Source organism: Sulfitobacter delicatus (assembly GCF_900102535.1).
GTDB lineage: Bacteria > Pseudomonadota > Alphaproteobacteria > Rhodobacterales > Rhodobacteraceae > Sulfitobacter > Sulfitobacter delicatus.
The window spans coordinates 81,835-103,004 of sequence record NZ_FNBP01000001.1 but is presented as its reverse complement, the minus strand read 5'-3'; the positions used below and the strand labels follow the sequence as shown (position 1 = coordinate 103,004).

The following is a 21,170-nucleotide window of genomic DNA, read 5'->3' as shown; positions in this document are numbered from 1 at the left end:
ACAATTGTCGGCTTGCGCTGACAACAGCCTATGGCCGTAGGAGTGATAAGGTGACGAAGTCGGGGCTCTTTAAGAGCGACAACAAGCGAGAGACGGCGCTACCCTCCCTAGCGGCGGTGGTCGGAGAGTTGCTGCTGTTTGCTCTGCTCGTGGCCTTGGTGCCGATCACCGTTTACCTCGACACCGCAGTTTGGGGCGATGGCGTATCCGAAGACTCGATTACCGAACATCTGCATAATACGCTGTTGGCCATCGCAGCCGGTCTCTTTGCGCTTGGGGCTTACCAGCGGGAAGAGTTGCGGGGGTATCTGACACTGGCTGCGACCCTGTTCACCTGTATGTTTCTACGCGAATATGATGCAGCCCTCGATCGCATTAGCCACGGCTTCTGGATCTATCCGGCACTTCTCACCCTAGCCGTCGGCATCTGGATCGCATGGCGCAATCGCGGCACGACGCTCCTGCCTCTGCTTCACCACCTGTCCACGCGCTCCGCGACATTCGTCTATATCGGCGTGGTGCTTTTGCTTTTCTTCTCCCGCACCTTCGGCACCAGCGCGCTTTGGGAGGCCGTAATGGGCGCAGGCTATGACTCTCAGGTTAAAACCACCGTCCAAGAAGGCACGGAACTCTTGGCTTACCTGCTGATCACCTGTGGCGCCGTCCTCTCGCATCTGCACGGCTATGGCGAACAAGCAGCGCTACAAGAACGCCGCAGCTAAGCGCTGCCTTCAGCGGCAGCTAAACCACCCTAATCTTCATCCTTTCTCAAATAACGTGCACGACGTTTCAAAGGCCGCCGCGTCTGCGTTTAAGACGCCGGTCGCCACCCATCCGCCCAAACGCAAAAGGCGCGACCCACAGGGGCCGCGCCTTTGTTTTCGCATTGAGGGTAAAGGCTTAGAAGCCCAGACCTGCGTATTTGTTCTTGAACTTCGACACGCGGCCGCCGGTGTCCATAATACGGCCTGTGCCGCCAGTCCACGCGGGGTGCACGGAAGGGTCGATGTCGAGCGACAGCTGGTCGCCTTCTTTGCCCCATGTCGATTTCATTTCCACAACAGTGCCGTCGGTCATTTTGACGTTGATGATGTGGTATTCGGGATGTGTATCGGCTTTCATCGACCTGTCCTTTAAGCTTTCGCGCCCGAGAGCGGCTTGTAGTGGGCGTTTTCGACAATCCGTGCGGATTTACCGCGACGGCTGCGCAGGTAGTACAGCTTGGCGCGACGAACGCGGCCACGGCGTACAACGGTGATGCTGTCGATGTTGGTCGAATGTAGCGGGAACACACGCTCCACGCCTTCGCCAAAGGAAATCTTGCGCACGGTGAAAGACCCGGCAATGCCGTGGCCGTTCTTGCGCGAAATGCAGACGCCTTCGTAGTTCTGCACACGGGTGCGTGTGCCTTCGGTGACTTTAAAGCCAACACGAATGGTGTCACCAGCACGGAAGTCGGGGATATCTTTCCCCAGTTCGGCGACTTGTTCCGCCTCGATCTCTGCGATCAGGTTCATCTGACCTATCTCCTATGATGTTCGCGGTATTCCACGAAATTATGTCGCGACCCAGAGCTTCGGGTTCTATCGGGCAGCGCCGAAGTCATCTCTGACCGCAGGGCCCCCGCCGGAGGTATCATCGTCATTGCTTTATCGCTTGCGCCGAAACGCAAAGCACCGGAGCCGCCAAAGCGATTCCGGATGTGCGGGGTATAGGCGGCGATGCGCGCGGGATCAAGGGGGCAGTTGCGCCACCTGATCCCGCGTTAGGCTAGGCCAGCGCGATCACGCCCAAGACAACGAGCAGGAACAGCACCAGCACGATGCCGATGAGCACTTTGGCCCCGGTTAGTGCCGCGCCCGAGACTCGACCAAAGCCCAGAAGAGCCGCAACAGCGGCGACGATCAGAAGTATAAGAATAATCTCTAGCATGCGTTATCTCCCTTCAATGTAGGAGAATAACGCCGGCCTGAGAGTGGCGGTTCCTTAGCCGTATCGCTCACTTCTTCCCGTGACGCTTTTCCCACATATCGGGACGGCGTCTTTGGGTAAGCTCTTCGGCCTGCGCCTGCCGCCACTTTGCAATCTCGCCGTGGTTGCCCGACATCAGCACCGGGGGAATTGCGCGCCCTTCCCATTCGGCGGGGCGGGTGTATTGTGGGTGTTCTAGCAGGCCGCTCGCATGGCTTTCTTCTTCGATGCTCTCGGCGTTCCCCAGCACGCCCGGCAACAGGCGCACGGTTGCGTCGAGCATCGCCTGCGCGGCCAATTCGCCCCCTGTCATCACGAAATCACCCAAGGAGACTTCGGTGATGCCGAAATGCTCAATCACCCGCTCATCTACGCCCTCAAATCGACCGCAAAGCATGGTCACACCTGCGCAATCCGCCAAATCCCGCGCCATCGCTTGGTCAAACCGCCGCCCCCGCGGGGACATGTAAAGGATCGGCCAACGGCCACGCGCGTGGCTCTGCGCCTCGGCCAGGGCAGGGCCAACCACATCGGCCCGCATCACCATCCCGGCACCGCCGCCTGCGGGGGTGTCGTCAACGTTACGGTGTTTGCCGATGCCAAATTCGCGCATGTCATGGGTGTGCAGCTGCCAGCGCCCGTCTTGCAGCGCTTTGCCCGTCAGGCTCGCGCCCAGCACGCCGGGGAAGAGATCGGGGAACAGCGTGACGATCCGCGCCTGCCAGACATCGGCATAGTCGGGGGTGTCCTGCATTAACGTGCGGGGCTTCAGGCTGGGCCGCACGCTTTGGCGACCGTGGGAGCGGGTGGGTTTCATGCGGTGTCTGCCTGTTCGAGGATAGCGGTCTTGGCGTTTCGGCGCGCCTGCGGGTCATCGGCGTGTTGGCGGTTGGCGTCAAGCAGAGCTTGCAGCACATCGACAGGAAGCCTCGTGTTCGCCGCGGGTGGTAGCGTCAGTTGCGCCATGAGGTCGGGCGGCAGATCACAGAGGTTGAGCAGCGGCGTTGCAGGGCCGAGCGGCAGGTCTTGGCTGTCTTCCAGCGCCGCATGATGCACCGGGCAGGGCAGGCGGCGCGTGATCTCGGCAACCATCTCGTCCAGCTTAGCGGCCGGGGCATAGCGGGCGGTGAATGCCTCAAGATCTAGCGTCAAGGATGAGGCTTTGACATGTTCCCAATAGGCTGAGATGAGCCAGTCTTCGGCTGCGCGGCTTGAGAGGTAAACCATGATTTCAGCGCGCGGAAAACGGCGTTTGAGTGCTTGGCAAAACAGGTCCAACAACTCTGGCGCCGCGCTGTAGTCCTCCAGATCGCCCCGGCCCGGCAAGTGACCCGCCAGTTCTTCTGCCGAGATCAGCAACGTCCGGCGCGGCATCCGGGGCAGGCCGTCGAGCATGGTCTCGAACCGATGTTCGGCCTTCAGCATTGAAATAGGATCGCGCCAAGTCGAATAGCCCCGCGTCGCGTGCAGCAGATCTTTCATATGCCAGCGCAGTCGCAGGACGACATGGGGCTTCAACGCGGGCCGGTTGGCGCGCAGCGTGGCTTGAATGCTGCTGGTGCCGGTCTTGTGAAAGCCGGGATGCAGGATGATCCGGCGCGGCATTACAAGCGCCCGCGATCAACCATCTGCTGCGTCCGGCAGCACGCCGAGCGGCGGGTCCGCGACAATGCGGCCAGAGGCCAGATCGACGGTCGGCACGGCGGCTTTGGTGAAGGGCAGGAAGGTGGTCGCTGAGGTGCCTTTCAGTTGCAGCTCCAGCAGATCATCGGCGCCGTGGTTCTGCACGGTTTTCACCCGACCCAGCAGCGTGCCGCCGGTGTCATAGACCTCAAGCCCGATCAGATCGGCGTGGTAGAATTCATCATCCGGCAGGCTGGGCAGTTGATCCCGCGCGGCGAAAAGCGACAGGCCGCGCATCTCGTCGGCCTCTTCTTTGGTCGTGATCTCGGCAATGCGGGCGGCGAAACCGTTTTTGACCTGATGCAGCAGGGCAAGGTTAAAGGTCCGGCTGCCATCCTCGGTATACAGCGGGCGGTAGGTCTCGATATCCTCGGGTGCGGCGCAATAGCTTTTCACGCGCACTTCGCCGCGCACGCCGTAGGCACCGGCGATGGCACCGACGCAGATCAGGTCTTGGTCACTCATTGCAACAACTCCGAATTCACACAGATCGTCCCGGTCCATTCCCCGGCACCGGCTTTGCATTCGCCCTGCATTAACTGCCGATCATAGCGGATGCCAAGGACAAAGCCGAGCACCAGCACGGCCAGAAGTAACAGTAGTTTTTTCATTAACGGGTCTCGATCTTCAGACTTGGGGCGCGGGTCTCCCAACCCTTGGTTTCCAGTTCCGGCGTCAGGCTGTTGTCCTGCGGCCAGCCCATGCAGAGATAGGCCACCAGCGACCAGTCCTTTGGCACGTCAAGATCACGGTTCAACTGCGCAGGGTCAAGCACCGATACCCAGCCGAGCCCGAGGCCATGGGCGCGGGCGGTGAGCCACATCAGGCTGATCGCGCCGACCACGGAATAGCGGCGCATCTCGGGCATTGTCCCGGCCCCAAGGCCGCTGCCTTTGTCGGTGCTGTCATCACAGTAAATCGCCAGTTGCTCCGGCGCGTCGCTCATGCCCGACAGTTTGAGCCCGGCATAGCGCTCGGCCTTCTCACCGTCGTATCCGGTAAGGGCGCGGGCATTGGCTGTTTGGAAATTCTCAAGCGCGGCTTGGCGCGCGGTGTCGGACTGGACGCGGATAATCCGCCACGGTTCCGACAGGCCCACAGAGGGGGCGAGGGAAAAGCTGTCGAGGCAGGTTTGCACCAGCGCCTCGTCCAGCGGGTCTGTGCGAAAGCGGCGCACATCGCGCCGCCATCGCATCAGGTCGTGCAGCCCGGCACGGAAGTCTTCAGAGAATTCATCCATGCCGGGCGCTCGCGGCTTATTCTGCGGAAGCTTCTTCAGCAGGGGCGTTGGCAGCTTCAGCAGCGGCAGCGGCTTTGTCGGCCTTCTCCTGCACGCGTTCCTGAGCTTTCTTGCCCGGTGTGCCCTTCTTGGGGTTGTTGCGCTCGGTCTTTTCGCGGACGCCAGCGGCTTCCAACATGCGTGTCACACGCTCGGTCGGCTGGGCGCCTTTGGCGATCCATGCTTCGATCTTTTCGACGTCCATCTTCACGCGCTCTTCGCTGTCTTTCGGCAGCAGCGGGTTGTAGGTGCCCAGCTTCTCGATGAAGCGGCCGTCGCGTGGCATGCGGCTGTCGGCGGCAACGATCCGGTAGAAGGGGCGCTTTTTGGAGCCGCCGCGAGCGAGACGAATTTTCATGGCCATGGTGAGTAGTCCTTTAGGTTGCTGTGTAAGAAGGGGCAGCGCCCGGTCTTACGTTTGGTGGCTTTTGTGGTGCTGAATGACTTCAGCGATGATGAAGTTCAGGAACTTCTTGGCGAATGCGGGGTCGAGGTCCGCTGCTTCCGCCAAATCTTCGAGCCGCTCGATCTGGGCCGCTTCGCGGGCCGGATCGGAGGGGGGAAGGTCGTGTGTGGCCTTGAGTTTCCCCACGGCCTGTGTGTGTTTGAACCGCTCGCCCAGCGTATAGACGAGGATCGCGTCGAGCCGGTCGATGCTGGCGCGGTGCTCTTTCAGCAGCTCGGCGGCGCGGGCGGCGGTATCTGTGGTGGTGTCGGTCATTTCTTCTTCCCGAAACCGCTAAGCCCGCTCGGCAGACCCATGCCGCCGCCGCCGAAGGGATTGCCGCCGCCCATGCCGCCGGGCAGCTTGCCGCCCATCTGCTTGGCTGCGGCTTCCAGCGCCTTGGGGTCCATCTGGGACGGGTCCATGCCGCCGGGCATGCCGCCCTTGCCCATCATGCCCTTCATGGCTTGCTTGAGCATGCCGCCTTTGCCCATTTTGCCCATCTTCTTCATCATGTCGGACATCTGGCGGTGCATTTTCATCAGCTTGTTGAGGTCCGAGACCTCCATGCCGGCACCGCGGGCGATACGCTTTTTGCGGCTGGCTTGCAGCAGGGCAGGGTTGGCGCGCTCTTTCTTGGTCATGGACTGAATGAGGGCGATCTGCTGCTTAAGGATCTTGTCGTCGAATCCGGCGTCTTCAACCTGTTTCGCCATTTTCCCCATGCCGGGCATCATGCCCATCATGCCCTGCATGCCGCCCATCTTGATCATCTGTTCAAGCTGCATCTTCAGGTCGTTCATATTGAACTGACCCTTGGCCATGCGCTTCATCATCTTTTCGGCCTGTTCGGCCTCGATGGTTTCTTGGGCCTTCTCGACCAGCGCGACGATGTCGCCCATGCCAAGGATGCGGCCCGCGATGCGCTCCGGCTCGAAGGTTTCGAGCGCGTCCATCTTTTCGCCCAGACCGACGAATTTGATCGGCTTGCCGGTCACAGCACGCATCGACAGCGCCGCACCGCCACGGCCATCGCCGTCCATCCGGGTCAGGACAACGCCGGTGATGCCGATGCGTTCGTCGAAATTCTCGGCCGTGTGCACGGCGTCTTGGCCGGTCAGGCCATCGACCACCAGCAGTGTCTCGCGTGGGTTGGCGACGTCGCGCACCGCCTTGACCTGTTGCATCAACTCTTCGTCGATGGACAGACGGCCTGCGGTGTCGAGCATATAGACGTCATAGCCGCCCAAGCCCGCTTGGGTCTTGGCGCGTTTGGCGATCTGAACGGGGCTTTCGCCTTTGATGATCGGCAGCGTGTCGACGCCGATCTGGGTGCCAAGGATCGCCAACTGTTCCATCGCCGCGGGGCGGTTGACGTCGAGCGAGGCCATCAGCACGCGCTTGCCGTCACGCTCTTTCAAGCGTTTGGCCAGTTTCGCGGTGGTGGTGGTTTTACCGCCACCCTGCAGGCCGACCATCAGGATCGGCGCGGGCGGGCTGTCGATCTTCAGCGCGCCGGGCTCGCCTTCGCCTTTCAGCGTGTCGATCAGCGCGTCATGGACAATCTTGACGACCTGCTGGCCCGGCGTGACCGATTTGGTCACCGCTTGGCCGGTCGCCTTGTCCTGCACCGCTTTGACAAAATCACGCGCCACGGGGAGCGAGACGTCGGCCTCCAGCAGGGCGACGCGGACTTCGCGCAGGGCGGTTTTGACGTCTTCGTCGCTGAGCGCGCCTTGCTTGGTCAGGCGGTCAAAGACACCAGAGAGCCGTTCGCTGAGATTTTCAAACATGGGCACAGGGCCTTTCGGGTCGGTTGCACTTGCCCTTACTTAAGGACGCGCGCGAAAATGCACAAATGCCCCAGTGGGCGCAACGCGCTGACTGGGGGCGATCCCGACGCAAGGCCGGGACCGGAAGGCAATGCTTCCGGAGATTGGGGGCCGTTTACGCGCTGTGCGGGCGCGAGTCAAGGCGGGCTGCGCAGGGCCAAGGGGCGGCCCCGCGCGAAGGGTCACGCGGCTTGGCGCAGCGCGTCGATCTGGGCGTTGGCGCGCGCGATGGTGCCTTCGGCGTCCATGGCAAGCTGATCGGCGGCGACGAACGTCACATCGGTCAGGCCGAGGAAACCCAGCATAAAGCGCAGGTAGCCGCTGGCGAAATCGGCGGCGGAATCAAGTCCGGTGCCGCCCGAGGCAAAGGCCACGATGACGCGCTTGTTCTGCAGCAGCCCCTCGGGGCCGTTTTCGGTGTAGCGGAAGGTGACGCCGACGCGGGCGATGAGGTCGATCCAAGCCTTCAGCGAAGCGGGAATGGTGAAGTTGTAGATCGGCGCGCCGATGACGATGGTGTCGGCGGCTTGCACTTCGGCGACGAGGGCGTCCGACAGGGCGAGGGCTTCTTTGTCCAGCGCGCTGCGCTCGTCTTCGGGCTTCACGCGGGCGCTGGCCCAACTGGAATCGATCAGCGGCAGCGGGTTGGTGGCAATGTCACGGGTGACAACGTTGGCGTCGTCGAGGGTGGAGATGATGCGGTCCGTCAGTTTGCGGGTGACGGAGTGCTCGCGGTTCACGGAAGTCTCGATGCGGAGGATGGTCATGGGCTGGTCCCTTGTTTCAGGCGTAAAACTGATGCCATGGATTTGGCCATTGCACTCACGAACGCAACTGCCAGAATGCGCGTGGCAATGTTCGTAAATGCACAGACTGGATTGGTAGGGAGCAGGATGGACAATTGGGATGAGATCAGAACGGCCTATCAGGTGGCGCAACTCGGCACGGTGAGCGGCGCTGCGGATGTGCTTGGCGTGCATCATGCGACGGTGATCCGGCATATTGATGCGTTGGAAGGGCGGCTTGGGGTGAAGCTGTTCCAGCGCCATGCGCGGGGATATACCGCGACCGAAGCGGGCGAAGACCTGTTGCGGGTGGCGCGGGCGACCGATGACCAGTTCAGCCAATTGGCTGGGCGGATCAAAGGGCGCGGCAGTGACGTCTCGGGCGAATTGGTCATCACCTCGTTAGATTTTCTCGCCCCCCGGCTGGCCCCGCTGTTGACCGAGTTCCAGCGACAAAATCCCGAATTGGTGGTGCGCTACCTGATCGGCGACCGACTGTTCCGGCTGGAGTATGGCGAAGCTCATGTCGCCGTCCGCGCCGGGGCGGCGCCGGATCAGCCGGACAATGTCGTGCAACCCTATGCGCAGCTTGCCGTCGGTGCCTATGCGAGCCGCGACTATGTCGCGCAATACGGCATCCCGCAGGGGGAAGAGGACTACGCCAAACACCGCTTTATCGCGGTGGACAACCGCGACAGCCGCGCGCCCTACCACAAATGGCTCTGGTCGACTGTGCCGGAGGAAAGCATCACGTGGCGCAGTTCCAGCGGGGCGGCGATGGAGGCGGCGCTGCGCGCGGGGGCGGGGATCGGGTCTCTGCCCGCCGCACAGGGGCGGGCCGATCCGGAGCTGATCGAAATTCATGCGCCACGGGTCGATTGGGCGAGTGCGCTTTGGCTGGTGACCCATGTCGATCTGCACCGCACCAGCAAGGTTCAGGCGGTTTTGGCCTTTTTAAAAGAACACGCTGAGGAAGCCGTTGCATGCCCGGACTAAGCCCGTCGGCGCAGGGCCATTTGGCAATGCTGTGTTTCTCGGCCTTGGTCGCCGGGTCCTTTTCGCTCGGCGCGCAGGTGGCGAATGAGATTGCGCCGACCACGCTGAATGCCGTTCGCTTCGCCTTGGCGACTTTGCTGGTGGGCGCGCTGGCTTGGGCGCGCGGTGATCATTTCCGCACAGGTTTCGCCGCGCCTTGGCGTTACTTTGTGCTGGCAGGGCTGTTCACTCTTTACTTCGTGCTGATGTTCGAGGGGCTCAAAACCGCGCCCCCGGTTTCGGCGGCGGCAGTTTTCACGCTCGTTCCGGTCATGGCGGCGGGGTTCGCTTGGTTGCTGATGCGGCAGGTGATGACACCGCGTATGGCGATGGCTTTGGCCATCGGGGGGGCGGGGGCGCTTTGGGTGATCTTTCGCGGTGATCTGGGCGCGCTTTTGTCTTTTGACGTCGGGCGCGGTGAGGCGATCTATTTTATCGGCTGCATCAGCCATGCGATTTATGCGCCGATGGTGCGCTGGCTGAACCGGGGCGAAAGCGCCGTGCTCTTTACGTTTGGCACACTTCTGGCCGGCACTGTCTTATTGACGGCTTATGGCTGGTCAGACCTCGCTGCAACCGATTGGGCAGGGTTGAGGCCGTTGGTCTGGATCACCATTCTCTATGTCGCGGTTTTTGCTACGGCGGCGACCGTAGTGCTTTTGCAGTTCGCGGCGCTGCGGCTGCCCTCGGCCAAAGTCATGGCCTATACCTATCTCACGCCAAGCTGGGTGATCCTGTGGGAATTCGGCTTTGGCAATGCGCTGCCAGGGGTGCTGGTATGGGGCGGTGTGGCCCTCACAATATTGGCGCTTTACCTGCTACTGCGAGATGATAGCCAAGAAAAATCATAGATTTGCGCATTTTTTGGATTTTTTCGGAACCCGGCCCGTCGGCTCTGCGTTGGGGGAGGAAATCAAAGTAAAAGGATACTCCATGCGTAGCATTTTATACCTGATCGGTTTGATCGTAGTGGTTTTGGCTATTTTGCGGTTTGCTTTCGGCGTCATCTGACCGTCGATTGATCTTCCCCTCGTCTTATTTACCTCGCGGCGAGGGGGGATCACTCTGCTACATCTGCCCCCGGCGTGACGCCTTCCACCGGATCGGGCAGTTCTATTTCCAAAAATCTCTCGAAGGCATCTAGGTTCACCGGCTCGAACTGCCCGAACCCCTGCATCCAGACCGACGCATTGCGCAACGCATCCGGTTCCAGTTTGCACCATTTCACCCGCCCGCGTTTTTCCTGACTGATCAGCCCTGCGGCTGTCAGCACGTTCAAATGTTTTGAAATCCCGACGAGAGACATCTCGAAGGGCTCGGCCACATCCGTCACCGCCATATCGTCTTCCAGCAGCATTGCGAGGATGGCGCGGCGCGTGGGGTCAGCGAGGGCGGCGAATACCTGATCTAGGTTCTGGGTCATGCCTTCCCATAGCGTGGACAGAGGCCGTGGGGAAGCATTGCCGAGGCTCGCTTAACCACGGGGTTAAATAAGAAAGAAGGCCGGATTGCTGGGGGTGAGAGCAGGTGAATTCAAAGTTGCCCGTCGCGAGGGGGGTGCAACTGCTTGAAAATGCTCGCATTTGGATCTGAGCGAACGCAGTTGACTCTAACCCGTCCTGACATTAGCACCGCAGCAGATATTCCGAAGGGGATTTTGGTGTGACCAGCCCGGACCAACGGCAGCAGATGGAGCAGCTTGAGGCCAAACTGGCAGCTGCGAAACAACGCGGCGCACCCAAGCCCCGAGCGGATGAGCATTATTCTCAGGCCAATATGGCATGGCGGATGGTGATCGAACTTGTGGCCGGTCTTGGGATCGGTTTCGGCATCGGATACGGGCTTGATGTGCTTTTCGGCACGCTGCCCATCTTCATGGTGCTTTTTGTGATGCTGGGCCTTGCGGCGGGGGTGAAGACGATGCTCCGCACTGCCAAGGAAATCCAGGACAAGCAACAGGCCGAACCGGCCGAACAGGATACGCCCCATTCGGGCAAGGACGAGGGAGCCTGAGATGGCAACGACGACAGAAGGCGCAGAAACAGGCGGTCTCGAATTCCACCCGATGGACCAGTTCATCGTGTCGCCCCTCTTTGGTGAGAGCGGCAGCGTTGCTTGGTACACCATCACCAACGCCACCTTCTGGATGGCACTGGCGGTTCTGGCGACATTCGCTCTGCTGGTGCTGGGCAGCGCACGTCGCTCTGTCGTGCCGGGCCGGATGCAATCGGTTGCTGAGCTGGCTTACGGCTTCATTCACAAAATGGTCGAAGACATCTGCGGCAAAGAAGGGCTGAAGTTCTTCCCCTATATCATGACCCTGTTCATGTTCATCGTGATGGCGAACTTCCTCGGCCTGATCCCCACGGCCTTTACGCCCACGTCGCATTTCTCGGTGACCGTGGTGCTGGCGCTGGCGGTGTTCATCACCGTGACCGTGGTGGGCTTCGTCAAAAACGGCGCGGCTTTCCTGAGCCTCTTCTGGGTGTCCTCGGCGCCGCTCGCGCTGCGCCCGGTGCTGGCGATCATTGAGTTAATCAGCTACTTCGTGCGCCCGGTCAGCCACTCCATTCGTCTGGCGGGCAACGTCATGGCGGGCCACGCGGTGATCAAGGTTTTCGCGGGCTTTGCAGCCATCGCGGTGATCTCGCCCGTGTCGGTCGTCGCGATCACCGCGATGTACGGTCTCGAGGTGCTGGTGGCCTTCATTCAGGCCTATGTCTTCACCATCCTGACATGCGTGTACCTCAAGGACGCGCTGCACCCCGCACACTAACAACCCCAACAACGGCGGAATTTTCCGCCACAGTTTTTAACTTCCAATCGTAAGGAGATACCCCAATGGAAGGTCAACTCGCACACATCGGCGCAGGCATCGCAGGTCTCGGCACAGGCATCGCAGCCCTGGGTGTCGGCAACGTCGCCGCCAACTTCCTGTCCGGCGCCCTGCGCAACCCGTCGGCAGCCGCAAGCCAGACAGCAACCCTGTTCATCGGCATCGCGTTTGCAGAAGCCCTGGGGATCTTCTCGTTCCTCGTCGCTCTGCTGCTGATGTTCGCTGTCTAAGCTCTCGGAACTGTAATCCTTACGAGCGGGCAGGCGCGCAGCGGCGTGTCTGCCCGGCTGTAACGGCAAAGTTTCCAAGGAGAAGCCCTGATGGCAACTGTAACAACTAGCGACGGACTGGCCGAGGCGGCTTCCACACCGGGCATGCCGCAGCTGAATTTCGATCACTGGGGCAACCAGATTTTCTGGCTGATCCTCGCGCTGATCGCCACATACCTGATCCTGTCGCGCGTGGCCCTGCCCCGTATCGGTGCGGTTCTGGCCGAGCGCCAGGGGACCATCACCAACGACATCGCCGCCGCCGAAGACCTTAAGGTCAAGGCCAAGGAAGCCGAAGCCGCTTATGACAAAGCTCTGATCGACGCCCGTGCCGAGGCACAGCAGATCGTGGCTCAAGCCAAGGCGAACATGCAGGCTGATCTGGATGCCGAAATGGCCAAGGCCGACGCCGAAATTGCTGCGCAAGTGGCAGAGTCGGAAAAAGCCATCGCCGAAATTCGCGCCGGTGCTATGGAAAACGTACAAGCCGTTGCCAAAGACACCGCCGAGGCCCTCGTCGCCGCTTTGGGTGGCACGGCGGATGCAACCACTGTTGATGCCGCCGTCGATGCGCGGATGAAAGGATAAGCCATGACCAAATCCATGCGCCTGACACTTTCGACCCTGCTCGCCGGTCTTGCGGCTTCGCCAGCGCTTGCCGCCACGGGGCCTTTCATTTCGCTGCGCAACACCGATTTCATCGTGTTGCTCGCGTTCCTGCTGTTCCTCGGGATCCTGATCTACTTCAAGGTGCCAAGCCTGCTCGTCGGCATGCTCGACAAGCGGTCTGAGGGCATTAAAACCGAGCTTGAAGAAGCCCGCGCCCTGCGTGAAGAAGCGCAAACCCTGTTGGCCTCTTATGAGCGCAAGCAAAAAGAGGTGCAGGACCAAGCGGACCGCATCGTGTCTTCCGCTAAGGAAGACGCCCGTCTTGCTGCCGAACAGGCGCGGGCGGATATGGCCAAGTCGCTGGACCGTCGTATGGCCGCCGCGAAAGACCAGATCAACTCGGCTGAGGCCGCTGCTGTGAAGGAAGTTCGCGATCAGGCTGTGACCATCGCTGTGGCTGCTGCGCGCGACGTGATCGCCAAGCAGATGACTGCTGCTCAGGGCAACAAGCTGATCGACGATGGCATCGCCCAAGTCGACGCCAAACTGCACTAAGCTGCCCAATACTGAATTTAGGAAGCCCCGGTTTTGCCGGGGCTTTTTTCGTTTATCCAACGTCGGACTGGCGCCGCACACCCACAGGATGAAATTTCTAAGAACTTGCAATTAATAGATGTATTGCTAGGCTGTCCTCAATTTTAGGGGAGGTTTTAATGAGATTGATCACTTTGGCTATTGTCGTTGCACCGCTGTTGATCGCCGGTTGTGTGGACCAAGAATTCTTCGTCAGGCAGAATGTGACCTACGACCGCTACGAGCGAGATTTTGTCGGCTGCGCCACCCGGGCCACGCAAGAAGTTCCAACCAATACCCAAGTAGGTTGGATGCCCTACGTAGGCGTCTATTCTGCGGATACAAACGCTGCATTGCGGGGCAAGAACTTCGAACTCTGCATGCGGGATCGCGGATACCAGAAGGTCAAAATGCCATACTGCCAAGGGGACAAATTGAAAGCCGCTACCGCGCAGGCGAAGCGCCCTCAAGACCGTGGACGGAAGATGACAATCAACAAGGCGAGTTGCTGGGTCGGTAAGCCAGACGGGTCGCCGTACCTCTTTTCAGGAGCATAGGTTAACTGCCTATTAACCATTCTAGACGTTCATCTAGCTATGGTTCGATTTGTACTCCTCTTTCTCCTTTGCGCGGGCTTGGCGGGCTGCAACGCCCCAAGTCCCCAGTTTCGCGATATACCTGCAACGCGGATTACAGTCGCCGGATCTGTGTTTGACGTAAGGGTTCGTGGTGAAAGGGCCGAAGCTATGCGGGTGAACGCGCAATATGCTCCCCGCTTTGGCCCGATCCGCGGCTACGCGCGTACAGCGATGGCGGAGGTCAGCGGTTGCAAGGTGACCGAAGTACAGGGGGATCAGGCCTTGGCATTCGGGGTGTTGGACTGCGACTAGATAGACAAGTGAATAGCATCAAAGTGCTATTCAGCGACCAGCCCGACCATAGCCAGCTATCCATGCCCTCCAACCGACAATATCTTGTGGATAACCGCCGACGCGGCCCTTCCCCTTGGGGCTTTTGATTGACTTGGCCCCCTGCAAAACGGCAAGTTCGCCGCTCAGGCAAGAATCAAAACGGGCGGGGCAGCCTTGCGGTTTTCCAAACTTAGACTCACCGGCTTCAAAAGCTTCGTGGACCCGACCGACCTCGTCATCTCTGACGGGCTGACCGGCGTCGTGGGGCCGAATGGCTGTGGCAAATCCAACCTGCTTGAAGCGTTGCGTTGGGTGATGGGCGAAAACCGCCCGACTGCCATGCGCGGCGGCGGTATGGAGGATGTGATTTTCGCCGGGGCCGCATCGCGCCCGGCCCGGAACTTTGCCGAAGTCTCCTTGCATTTGGACAATACCGACCGGCTCGCCCCGGCGGGGTTCAACGAACAGGATGCGCTGGAAATCGTGCGTCGCATCACCCGCGACGTCGGCAGCGCCTATAAGGTCAATGGCAAAGACGTGCGCGCGCGGGATGTGCAGATGCTTTTCGCCGATGCCTCCACCGGGGCGCATAGCCCGGCACTGGTCCGGCAGGGGCAGATCGCGGAACTGATCAACGCGAAGCCCAAAAGCCGTCGCCGCATTCTAGAAGAGGCCGCAGGCATCTCTGGCCTCTACCAGCGCCGTCATGAGGCTGAGTTGAAGTTGAACGGGGCGGAGACCAATCTGGCCCGCGTGGATGACGTGATCGAACAGCTGGCATCGCAGCTGGCCACCCTCGCACGACAGGCACGGCAAGCCGCGCGTTACCGCGAGATTGGTGAAGCATTGCGCCATGGTGAGGGTCTGTTGCTCTACCGCCGCTGGCGCGAGGCCGACAAGGCGCGTGCGACAGCGGAGGAAGAACTGCGGGCCCGCGTCGCCGCAACAGCACAGGCCGAAGCGCAGGTGCGCGAGGTGGCAAAGGGGCGCCAAGAGGCTGAAGATGCGCTCCCCGCCTTGCGTGAGGAAGAAGCCATCGCTGCCGCAATCCTGCAGCGGCTTACGACACAGCGCGATACGCTGGCAGATCAAGAGGCCCGTGCCGCCGCGCTGATCGAAACGCTTGAAGGGCGCATCGCGCAACTTGCGCGCGACATTGATCGCGAAGGCGGTTTGAACCGCGATGCCGAGGAAACCATCGCCCGGCTCGATTGGGAAGCACGCGAACTGGCCAAGGCGGGCGAGGGCCATAGCGCCGCGCTGGAAGCCGCAGCAGATGCAGCGTCGGAGGCGGCAGAAGTTCTACAGGCTCGGGAAGCCGATCTCGCGCAGCAGACCGAAGACGTCGCGCGGCTCTCCGCCCGTCACAGCTCCGCCGAGCGTCTTTTGCAAGACAGCCGCCGAACGCTAGAGAAGTCCGAGGCAGAAGCGCGAAAAGCGCGCGAGGCAGTTGCCGAAAGTCAAGCCACGCTCGACCAAGCTGGTGTGGACTTTGCTGCCGCGCAGGAGGCAGAGGTCAGCGCAGTCAGTGCCGCCGCTGCAGCCGATGCCGCATTGCTCGCAGCCGAAGAAATTAGGGCCGACACGCAGTCGCGCGAGGCCGACGCCCGCGCCGAGCGGTCCGAGGCCGAAGGCGAAATGAACGCGCTGCGGGCCGAGGCGGGAGCGCTGGCCAAATTGGTCGAGCGTGACACCGCCGAGGGCGGACAGATCCTTGACCGCCTGCAGGTCGAACACGGGTTTGAAAAAGCGCTCGGCGCGGCGCTTGCCGACGATCTGCGCGCACCTGAAGTTGACGCCGATGGTCCGTCCGGCTGGGCCGTCCTGCCCGGCTATTCGCAGCCGCAGGCTTTGCCCGAAGGGGTTACTCCTCTGACACAGCATGTGTCGGTGCCTGACGTTTTGGAACGTCGCATGAGCCAAGTGGGTCTTGTCGATCCCGAGGCGGGCAATCTCCTGCAGGCGGCGCTGCTGCCGGGCCAGCGGCTGGTCTCGCCCGAAGGCGATCTCTGGCGGTGGGACGGGTTCCGCGCTTGGGCCGAGGATGCACCATCGGCGGCGGCATTGCGGCTTCAGCAGTTGAACCGTCTGGAAGTCTTGAAGCAGTCATTGGAACAAGCCACGCAGCGGGCCGAAGGTGCCCGCGGGGCGCATGAGGCACTGCAGCAGCAATTGGCCGAGCAAGCCGAAGCCGACAAACGCGCGCGCGAAGCCCGTCGTGATGCGGACCGGCAGGTCGCTGAGGCGGGGCGTGCGCTGAGCCGTGTAGAGGCGGACCGGAATTTGGCGCAAAGCCGTCTGGAGTCGTTGGGCCTTGCCGTAAAACGTCACGAAGAAGCTGCTATTGCCGCTCGCGCCGAGGTGCTCGAGGCTGAGCGCACGCTCGCGGGTCTGGGTGACCTTGCTGCAGCCCGTGCCGTGGTCGAAGACCTGCGCATGACAGTCGAAGCCGCGCGAATCACCATGATGTCGCGCCGCTCGGCCCATGACGAATTGCGCCGCGAAGGCGAGGCCCGCACCAAGCGCCAGCAAGAGGTCACGCAAGAGGTCAGCGGCTGGCGGCACCGGTTGGAAACGGCAGAGAAACGCACCGCGGAACTGGTGGAGCGCAAGACTTCCTCGGAAGCGGAACTCGCCGAAGCCAGCGCGGCCCCCGCTGAGATTGCAGCCAAACGCGAAGAACTGACGAGCGCGATCACCGATGCTGAAGCGCGGCGCGCGCAGGCGATAGGAGCTTTGGCGGCGGCAGAGGCGGCGTTGAAAGCGGCGACCGAGGCCGAGCGCGATGCGGAGCGTCAGGCGTCTGATGCCCGCGAGGCGCGCGCGCGGGCCGAAGCCCGTAGCGACGCTGCCCGCGAGACGGTCGCGCAGGCCGAGGGTCGGATCAGCGATGATCGCCAAACCACCCCCGCCGAACTCCTAACGGCGCTGGATATCGAGCCGGAGGAAATCCCTGCGGTGGCTGTGCTGGAAGAGGACGTAAACCGTCACAAACGCCAGCGGGATTCGCTCGGGGCTGTGAACCTGCGGGCGGAGGATGACGCCAAAGAAGTGCGCGAAGAGCATGACGCTTTGCTGGCCGAAAAAGCTGACCTTGAAGAAGCGATCAAGACACTGCGCAGCGGTATTGCCGGGCTGAACCGGGAAGGGCGCGAGCGGCTGCTTACCGCGTTCGAGCAGGTCAATTCCAATTTCTCGATGCTGTTTACCCATCTCTTTGGCGGCGGCGAAGCCAACCTCGTGATGGTCGAAAGCGACGATCCGCTGGAGGCCGGGCTCGAGATCATGTGCCAACCGCCGGGCAAGAAGCTCAGCACGCTCAGCCTGCTGTCGGGGGGCGAGCAAACGCTCACGGCGATGGCCCTGATTTTTGCGGTCTTCCTCGCCAACCCTGCGCCGATCTGCGTGCTCGACGAGGTCGACGCGCCTCTAGATGACGCAAATGTGACCCGTTTCTGCGATCTGCTGGATGAAATGTGCCGTCAAACCGACACGCGATTCCTCATCATCACGCACCACGCGGTGACGATGGCCCGGATGGATCGGCTGTTCGGCGTGACGATGGCGGAGCAGGGGGTCAGCCAGCTTGTGTCCGTCGATCTGAAGAAAGCGGAGACGCTTGTCGCCTGACAGCGGGCGTTCTTGCCTGCTGAAACTCGGGGTTGGGAGCGTTGGGCGTTCCAAAACGGAGCAAGGCGGTATGCGCCAGGCCGAACCGGCTTCGCCTGCCGTTTGTCCTAGCCCCGTCTGGCCACGGTCACGCCGGCTACGTCCTCGATAAACGTTAGAATACGGGACTTTACGCCATCATCCTTGATCGAGGCGAGGGCGCTCACGATGTCCATCGTTGGGTCTTTTGGCGCGGGGTCAGCGGTGCTTTCTTCCAACCCTTCAAAGAAATATCCCGGTGTCACGTCCAGTATCCGCGCCAGATCATAGAGACGACTGGCGGCGACGCGGTTTGAGCCGATTTCGTATTTTTGGATTTGTTGGAAAGACAGATCGAGTTTGCGTGCCACATCAGTTTGCGACAAACGCCGCAGAGTCCGCGCTTGTTTAAGTCGTCGACCTACATGTGCATCTACGGGATGAGCCATGTCTGGATACCTCAGGTTGTGTTTCTTAATTCAGTACCCAGTGGTCGTTAGCGTTCAATTGCACAGTTATGTGCTGTTTCCATTCATTTTTATTCAATAGACCGATGAAAAATGTTGCATTGATGGATGATTTTTGTACCATCGTCCCCCTATGAACCAACATCTGATCGCAAATGAGCCCGTAAACCCCGTCCCGCCGCTCTCGTTAAAGGAGCCAGCGCCGCCGCTTTTGTTTGAGATGATCCGGTCCTTTGTGACCTTGGCGAATACGCTTAACCTCAGCCATGCAGTGGCGGAGCTGAACAGCACCCGCCAGACAGTGCGGCGCCATATCCAACAGCTTGAAGACGCAATGGGCGCGCCGCTTTTTGAGATCGACGCCCGCCGCTACACGCTGACGCAGACTGGGGTGGATGCGCTTCCGGCCGCGCGAGACATTCTGGCACGCAGCAAACTGTGGATCGAGGGCAAGTCGCGCCATATGCAGGGCCTGCAGCGCCTGTCCTACGAGGACAAGACGGGCTGGTCGTTCTATCAGCAACAACAACCGCTATCGCTGCTTTGGGACGGCGAGTCCCCGATGCTGCAAGCAGCGCTGGATGCTTGGACCGAAAGCCGCGGGCTGCTTGAAAGCGAAGCTTTCCGGATAATCCGGCCCTATGTGCTGGTGTATCGCGACTCGCCGAGCGGGTGGATTTGTACCGAGGTGGGCGAGAAGTCCTTTTACACGCGCTGGTGGGGCTGGGCGAATGCGCGCAGCAGCATCGGCCGGCCTTTGAAGCAGTTCACCGGCGGGCCGGATTTCGAAGACATGTTGAACTACGCCTTTCGCGAGGTGCAGGCGACCAAGGGGCTGCGGCTGGACGAGGTCGTCACCCGCGTCCCGCGAGAAGAGGGCGGCACACCGATGCCGCTGGCCTATAAGCGGTTGCTGATGGCGGGGCGTTTTCCGGACAAGAGCTTTGCTTTGATCGCCGCTATTGACCGTTCGTCGACCCTCAATATCGCCGGTGTCGACCGCGCATTCCTTGACAGCATGCCTGCCGATGCGAAGGTCAATTTCGATGGATGATTTCAGGAACTGACTACAAATTTTGATGGTAGCAGAAGCACAAAGGGCCGCCCAATCGGGCGGCCCTTTGGCGTTTTAGTCGTAGCGCGAGTTTAGCTAATCGCCGCCGCTTTCACATCGTCATCGATGAAGGGCAGATACTGTTCGAAGTTGTCCGAGAACATCTTGACCAGTTTCGCCGCCTGACGGTCATAAGACTCCGGATCATCCCACGTGCGGCGCGGGTCGAGCAGGATGTCAGCAACGCCGTTTACGGCCACAGGCACATCGAAGCCGAAGTTCGGATCTTTGCGGTACTCCACATCGGCCAAACGCCCTTCGAGCGCGGCGGAGAGCAGCGCGCGGGTGGCTTTGATCGGCATCCGCGAGCCGGTGCCGTAGGCGCCGCCGGTCCAACCGGTGTTCACCAGCCAGCAGGTCGCACCATGCTGTGCGATCTTTTCGCGCAGCAGGTTGCCGTAGACCTCCGGGCGGCGGGGCATAAAGGGCGCGCCGAAGCAGGTGGAGAATGTGGGCTCAGGCTCGGTCACGCCGCGTTCGGTGCCCGCGACCTTGGAGGTGAAGCCCGAGAGGAAGTGATACATTGCCTGCGCCGGGCTGAGCCGTGCGATGGGGGGCAGCACGCCAAAGGCATCGCAGGTCAGCATGATGATGTTCTTAGGGTGGCCGCCGACGGCCTTCTCGCTGGCGTTAGAGATATAATGCAGCGGGTAGGCCGCACGCATGTTGGCCGTCAGTGAATCGTCTTCGAAGTCCAACTCAAACGTATCGGGGTCGAAGACCATGTTCTCGATCACGGTGCCGAATTTAGAGGTCGTGGCGTAGATTTCCGGCTCTGCCTCGGCGCTGAGGTTGATCGTCTTGGCATAGCAGCCGCCTTCAAAGTTGAAGGTGCCGTTGTCGGACCAGCCGTGCTCGTCATCGCCGATGAGCGTGCGCTCGGGGTCAGCCGACAGGGTGGTTTTGCCCGTGCCAGACAGGCCGAAGAAGACAGCTGTGTCGACCGGATTGCCGGTGGCGTGGTTTGCCGAGCAGTGCATCGGCATGATGCCTTTTTCAGGCAGCAGGTAGTTCAGCAGAGTGAAGACCGATTTCTTGTTCTCGCCTGCGTATTCTGTGCCGCCGATGAGGATCATCTTGCGGTCGAAATTCATCGCGATGACGGTCTCGCTGCGGCAGTCGTGCTTGGCCGGATCGGCTTGGAAGCTCGGGCAGTTGATGACGGTGAAATCTGCGGTGAACTCTTTGATTGCTTCGGCGTCGGGGCGGCGCAGCATGGTGCGGATGAAGAGGCCGTGCCAGGCCAACTCTGTCACCATACGCACGTTGATCGCATGACGCGGATCGGCGCCGCCGACGAGGTCTTGGACGAAGTAGTCCTTGCCCGCCATATGCGCTATCATGTCTTCGTAGAGCGCGTCGAACCCTTCGGCCGACATCTCGGCGTTGTTCTCCCACCAAATGCTGTCGGCCACGCTGTCGGTTTTGACCACATGTTTATCCTTGGGCGAGCGACCCGTGAACTTGCCTGTAGTGACCAAAAACGCGCCGCCCTTGCCCAGACTGCCTTCGCCGCGTTTCAGAGCGGCTTCGACCAGCGCGGGCTCGGTCAGGTTGTAATAGACATCGCCGAGCCCGGTGATCTGCTGATCTTCAAGGCTGAACTGCGGGTTTACCCGTCCAAATGTCATGTGATGTCTCCTGTAGCGGCGCGTGAGAGGCGCAAAACGTGTCTGACCGGGCTAGATTGCCCTGGGGCGAGAGAGGCCTTGC

General features: G+C 61.1%; 27 protein-coding genes. 12 read left to right on the top strand and 15 right to left on the bottom strand.

What is annotated here, in order from left to right:
• The first annotated feature begins 50 nt into the window (after window positions 1-50).
• The gene (locus tag BLS57_RS00570; protein WP_093738124.1) at window positions 51-722 is read left to right on the top strand and encodes a hypothetical protein; all 672 of its coding nucleotides are present in this window, start codon (window positions 51-53) and stop codon (window positions 720-722) included.
• Between the two features lie 178 nt (window positions 723-900).
• Here BLS57_RS00570 and rpmE read toward each other — a convergent pair whose 3' ends face one another.
• The 12 genes from rpmE to BLS57_RS00515 all read right to left on the bottom strand — a co-directional run bounded on the left by rpmE (window position 901) and on the right by BLS57_RS00515 (window position 7,977).
• On the bottom strand, window positions 901-1,122 hold the full coding sequence (gene rpmE, locus BLS57_RS00565) for a 50S ribosomal protein L31 (RefSeq protein ID WP_093738122.1): 222 nt from the start codon (window positions 1,120-1,122) through the stop codon (window positions 901-903).
• An 11-nt stretch (window positions 1,123-1,133) separates the two neighbouring features.
• The gene (rplS, locus tag BLS57_RS00560; protein ID WP_093738120.1) at window positions 1,134-1,517 is read right to left on the bottom strand and encodes a 50S ribosomal protein L19; all 384 of its coding nucleotides are present in this window, start codon (window positions 1,515-1,517) and stop codon (window positions 1,134-1,136) included.
• A gap of 253 nt (window positions 1,518-1,770) precedes the next feature.
• Window positions 1,771-1,932 (bottom strand): DUF1328 family protein, encoded by a 162-nt coding sequence (locus BLS57_RS00555; protein WP_007118062.1) that lies wholly within the window; start codon window positions 1,930-1,932, stop codon window positions 1,771-1,773.
• Between the two features lie 67 nt (window positions 1,933-1,999).
• Window positions 2,000-2,788 carry a tRNA (guanosine(37)-N1)-methyltransferase TrmD gene (gene trmD, locus BLS57_RS00550; RefSeq protein WP_093738118.1) on the bottom strand — a complete coding sequence of 263 codons (789 nt, stop codon included), beginning with the start codon at window positions 2,786-2,788 and terminating at the stop codon, window positions 2,000-2,002.
• On the bottom strand, window positions 2,785-3,576 hold the full coding sequence (locus tag BLS57_RS00545) for a hypothetical protein (RefSeq protein WP_093738116.1): 792 nt from the start codon (window positions 3,574-3,576) through the stop codon (window positions 2,785-2,787). Before BLS57_RS00545 ends, trmD begins: the two co-directional genes overlap by 4 nt.
• Window positions 3,577-3,591: 15 nt before the next feature.
• Window positions 3,592-4,119, bottom strand: a complete 528-nt coding sequence (gene rimM / locus BLS57_RS00540; RefSeq protein ID WP_093738114.1) for a ribosome maturation factor RimM — start codon at window positions 4,117-4,119, stop codon at window positions 3,592-3,594.
• Window positions 4,116-4,265: a hypothetical protein gene (locus BLS57_RS19680; protein WP_167356353.1), complete on the bottom strand. Its 150-nt coding sequence runs from the start codon at window positions 4,263-4,265 to the stop codon at window positions 4,116-4,118. The genes rimM and BLS57_RS19680 overlap by 4 nt, the downstream gene beginning before the upstream one ends.
• Window positions 4,265-4,894, bottom strand: coding sequence for a 5,6-dimethylbenzimidazole synthase (gene bluB, locus BLS57_RS00535; protein ID WP_093738112.1), 630 nt, complete (start codon window positions 4,892-4,894; stop codon window positions 4,265-4,267). The genes BLS57_RS19680 and bluB overlap by 1 nt, the downstream gene beginning before the upstream one ends.
• Window positions 4,895-4,910: 16 nt before the next feature.
• Window positions 4,911-5,297 (bottom strand): 30S ribosomal protein S16, encoded by a 387-nt coding sequence (gene rpsP, locus BLS57_RS00530; protein WP_007118056.1) that lies wholly within the window; start codon window positions 5,295-5,297, stop codon window positions 4,911-4,913.
• A gap of 48 nt (window positions 5,298-5,345) precedes the next feature.
• Window positions 5,346-5,654 carry a chorismate mutase gene (locus tag BLS57_RS00525; RefSeq protein WP_093738110.1) on the bottom strand — a complete coding sequence of 103 codons (309 nt, stop codon included), beginning with the start codon at window positions 5,652-5,654 and terminating at the stop codon, window positions 5,346-5,348.
• Window positions 5,651-7,171, bottom strand: a complete 1,521-nt coding sequence (ffh, locus tag BLS57_RS00520) for a signal recognition particle protein (RefSeq protein ID WP_093738108.1) — start codon at window positions 7,169-7,171, stop codon at window positions 5,651-5,653. Before ffh ends, BLS57_RS00525 begins: the two co-directional genes overlap by 4 nt.
• 221 nt (window positions 7,172-7,392) lie before the next feature.
• Window positions 7,393-7,977, bottom strand: coding sequence for an FMN-dependent NADH-azoreductase (locus BLS57_RS00515; protein WP_093738106.1), 585 nt, complete (start codon window positions 7,975-7,977; stop codon window positions 7,393-7,395).
• A gap of 126 nt (window positions 7,978-8,103) precedes the next feature.
• On the opposite strand from BLS57_RS00515, the gene BLS57_RS00510 reads away from it, so the two are divergent.
• Both BLS57_RS00510 and BLS57_RS00505 read left to right on the top strand, forming a co-directional pair.
• Window positions 8,104-8,991, top strand: coding sequence for a LysR family transcriptional regulator (locus BLS57_RS00510; RefSeq protein ID WP_093738104.1), 888 nt, complete (start codon window positions 8,104-8,106; stop codon window positions 8,989-8,991).
• Complete coding sequence (locus BLS57_RS00505) at window positions 8,979-9,881, top strand: DMT family transporter (RefSeq protein WP_093738102.1); 903 nt, start codon at window positions 8,979-8,981, stop codon at window positions 9,879-9,881. The genes BLS57_RS00510 and BLS57_RS00505 overlap by 13 nt, the downstream gene beginning before the upstream one ends.
• Window positions 9,882-10,090: 209 nt before the next feature.
• Here the strand turns inward: BLS57_RS00505 and BLS57_RS00500 are convergent, their stop codons facing one another.
• Entirely contained in the window at window positions 10,091-10,453 is a 363-nt protein-coding gene (locus BLS57_RS00500; protein ID WP_093738100.1) for an ArsR/SmtB family transcription factor, read from the bottom strand.
• 239 nt (window positions 10,454-10,692) lie between these two features.
• On the opposite strand from BLS57_RS00500, the gene BLS57_RS00495 reads away from it, so the two are divergent.
• The 8 genes from BLS57_RS00495 (at window position 10,693) to smc (ending at window position 17,858) form a co-directional block, all read left to right on the top strand.
• The gene (locus BLS57_RS00495) at window positions 10,693-11,043 is read left to right on the top strand and encodes an AtpZ/AtpI family protein (protein ID WP_093738098.1); all 351 of its coding nucleotides are present in this window, start codon (window positions 10,693-10,695) and stop codon (window positions 11,041-11,043) included.
• Between the two features lies 1 nt (window position 11,044).
• Window positions 11,045-11,806, top strand: a complete 762-nt coding sequence (locus BLS57_RS00490; protein WP_093738096.1) for a F0F1 ATP synthase subunit A — start codon at window positions 11,045-11,047, stop codon at window positions 11,804-11,806.
• 65 nt (window positions 11,807-11,871) lie between these two features.
• Window positions 11,872-12,096 carry a F0F1 ATP synthase subunit C gene (locus BLS57_RS00485; RefSeq protein WP_007118046.1) on the top strand — a complete coding sequence of 75 codons (225 nt, stop codon included), beginning with the start codon at window positions 11,872-11,874 and terminating at the stop codon, window positions 12,094-12,096.
• A 90-nt stretch (window positions 12,097-12,186) separates the two neighbouring features.
• Window positions 12,187-12,723, top strand: a complete 537-nt coding sequence (locus tag BLS57_RS00480; RefSeq protein WP_093738094.1) for a F0F1 ATP synthase subunit B' — start codon at window positions 12,187-12,189, stop codon at window positions 12,721-12,723.
• 15 nt (window positions 12,724-12,738) lie between these two features.
• Complete coding sequence (locus BLS57_RS00475; protein WP_093739095.1) at window positions 12,739-13,299, top strand: F0F1 ATP synthase subunit B; 561 nt, start codon at window positions 12,739-12,741, stop codon at window positions 13,297-13,299.
• A gap of 158 nt (window positions 13,300-13,457) precedes the next feature.
• Complete coding sequence (locus tag BLS57_RS00470; RefSeq protein ID WP_093738092.1) at window positions 13,458-13,874, top strand: hypothetical protein; 417 nt, start codon at window positions 13,458-13,460, stop codon at window positions 13,872-13,874.
• A gap of 189 nt (window positions 13,875-14,063) precedes the next feature.
• Entirely contained in the window at window positions 14,064-14,207 is a 144-nt protein-coding gene (locus tag BLS57_RS19870) for a hypothetical protein (RefSeq protein ID WP_244153563.1), read from the top strand.
• A 195-nt stretch (window positions 14,208-14,402) separates the two neighbouring features.
• Window positions 14,403-17,858: a chromosome segregation protein SMC gene (gene smc, locus BLS57_RS00460; RefSeq protein WP_093738088.1), complete on the top strand. Its 3,456-nt coding sequence runs from the start codon at window positions 14,403-14,405 to the stop codon at window positions 17,856-17,858.
• A gap of 107 nt (window positions 17,859-17,965) precedes the next feature.
• Here the strand turns inward: smc and BLS57_RS00455 are convergent, their stop codons facing one another.
• On the bottom strand, window positions 17,966-18,325 hold the full coding sequence (locus tag BLS57_RS00455; protein WP_093738086.1) for a helix-turn-helix domain-containing protein: 360 nt from the start codon (window positions 18,323-18,325) through the stop codon (window positions 17,966-17,968).
• A 151-nt stretch (window positions 18,326-18,476) separates the two neighbouring features.
• On the opposite strand from BLS57_RS00455, the gene BLS57_RS00450 reads away from it, so the two are divergent.
• Window positions 18,477-19,397: a LysR family transcriptional regulator gene (locus tag BLS57_RS00450; protein WP_093738084.1), complete on the top strand. Its 921-nt coding sequence runs from the start codon at window positions 18,477-18,479 to the stop codon at window positions 19,395-19,397.
• A 92-nt stretch (window positions 19,398-19,489) separates the two neighbouring features.
• Here BLS57_RS00450 and BLS57_RS00445 read toward each other — a convergent pair whose 3' ends face one another.
• Window positions 19,490-21,088, bottom strand: coding sequence for a phosphoenolpyruvate carboxykinase (locus BLS57_RS00445; RefSeq protein WP_093738082.1), 1,599 nt, complete (start codon window positions 21,086-21,088; stop codon window positions 19,490-19,492).
• Window positions 21,089-21,170: the final 82 nt, after the last annotated feature.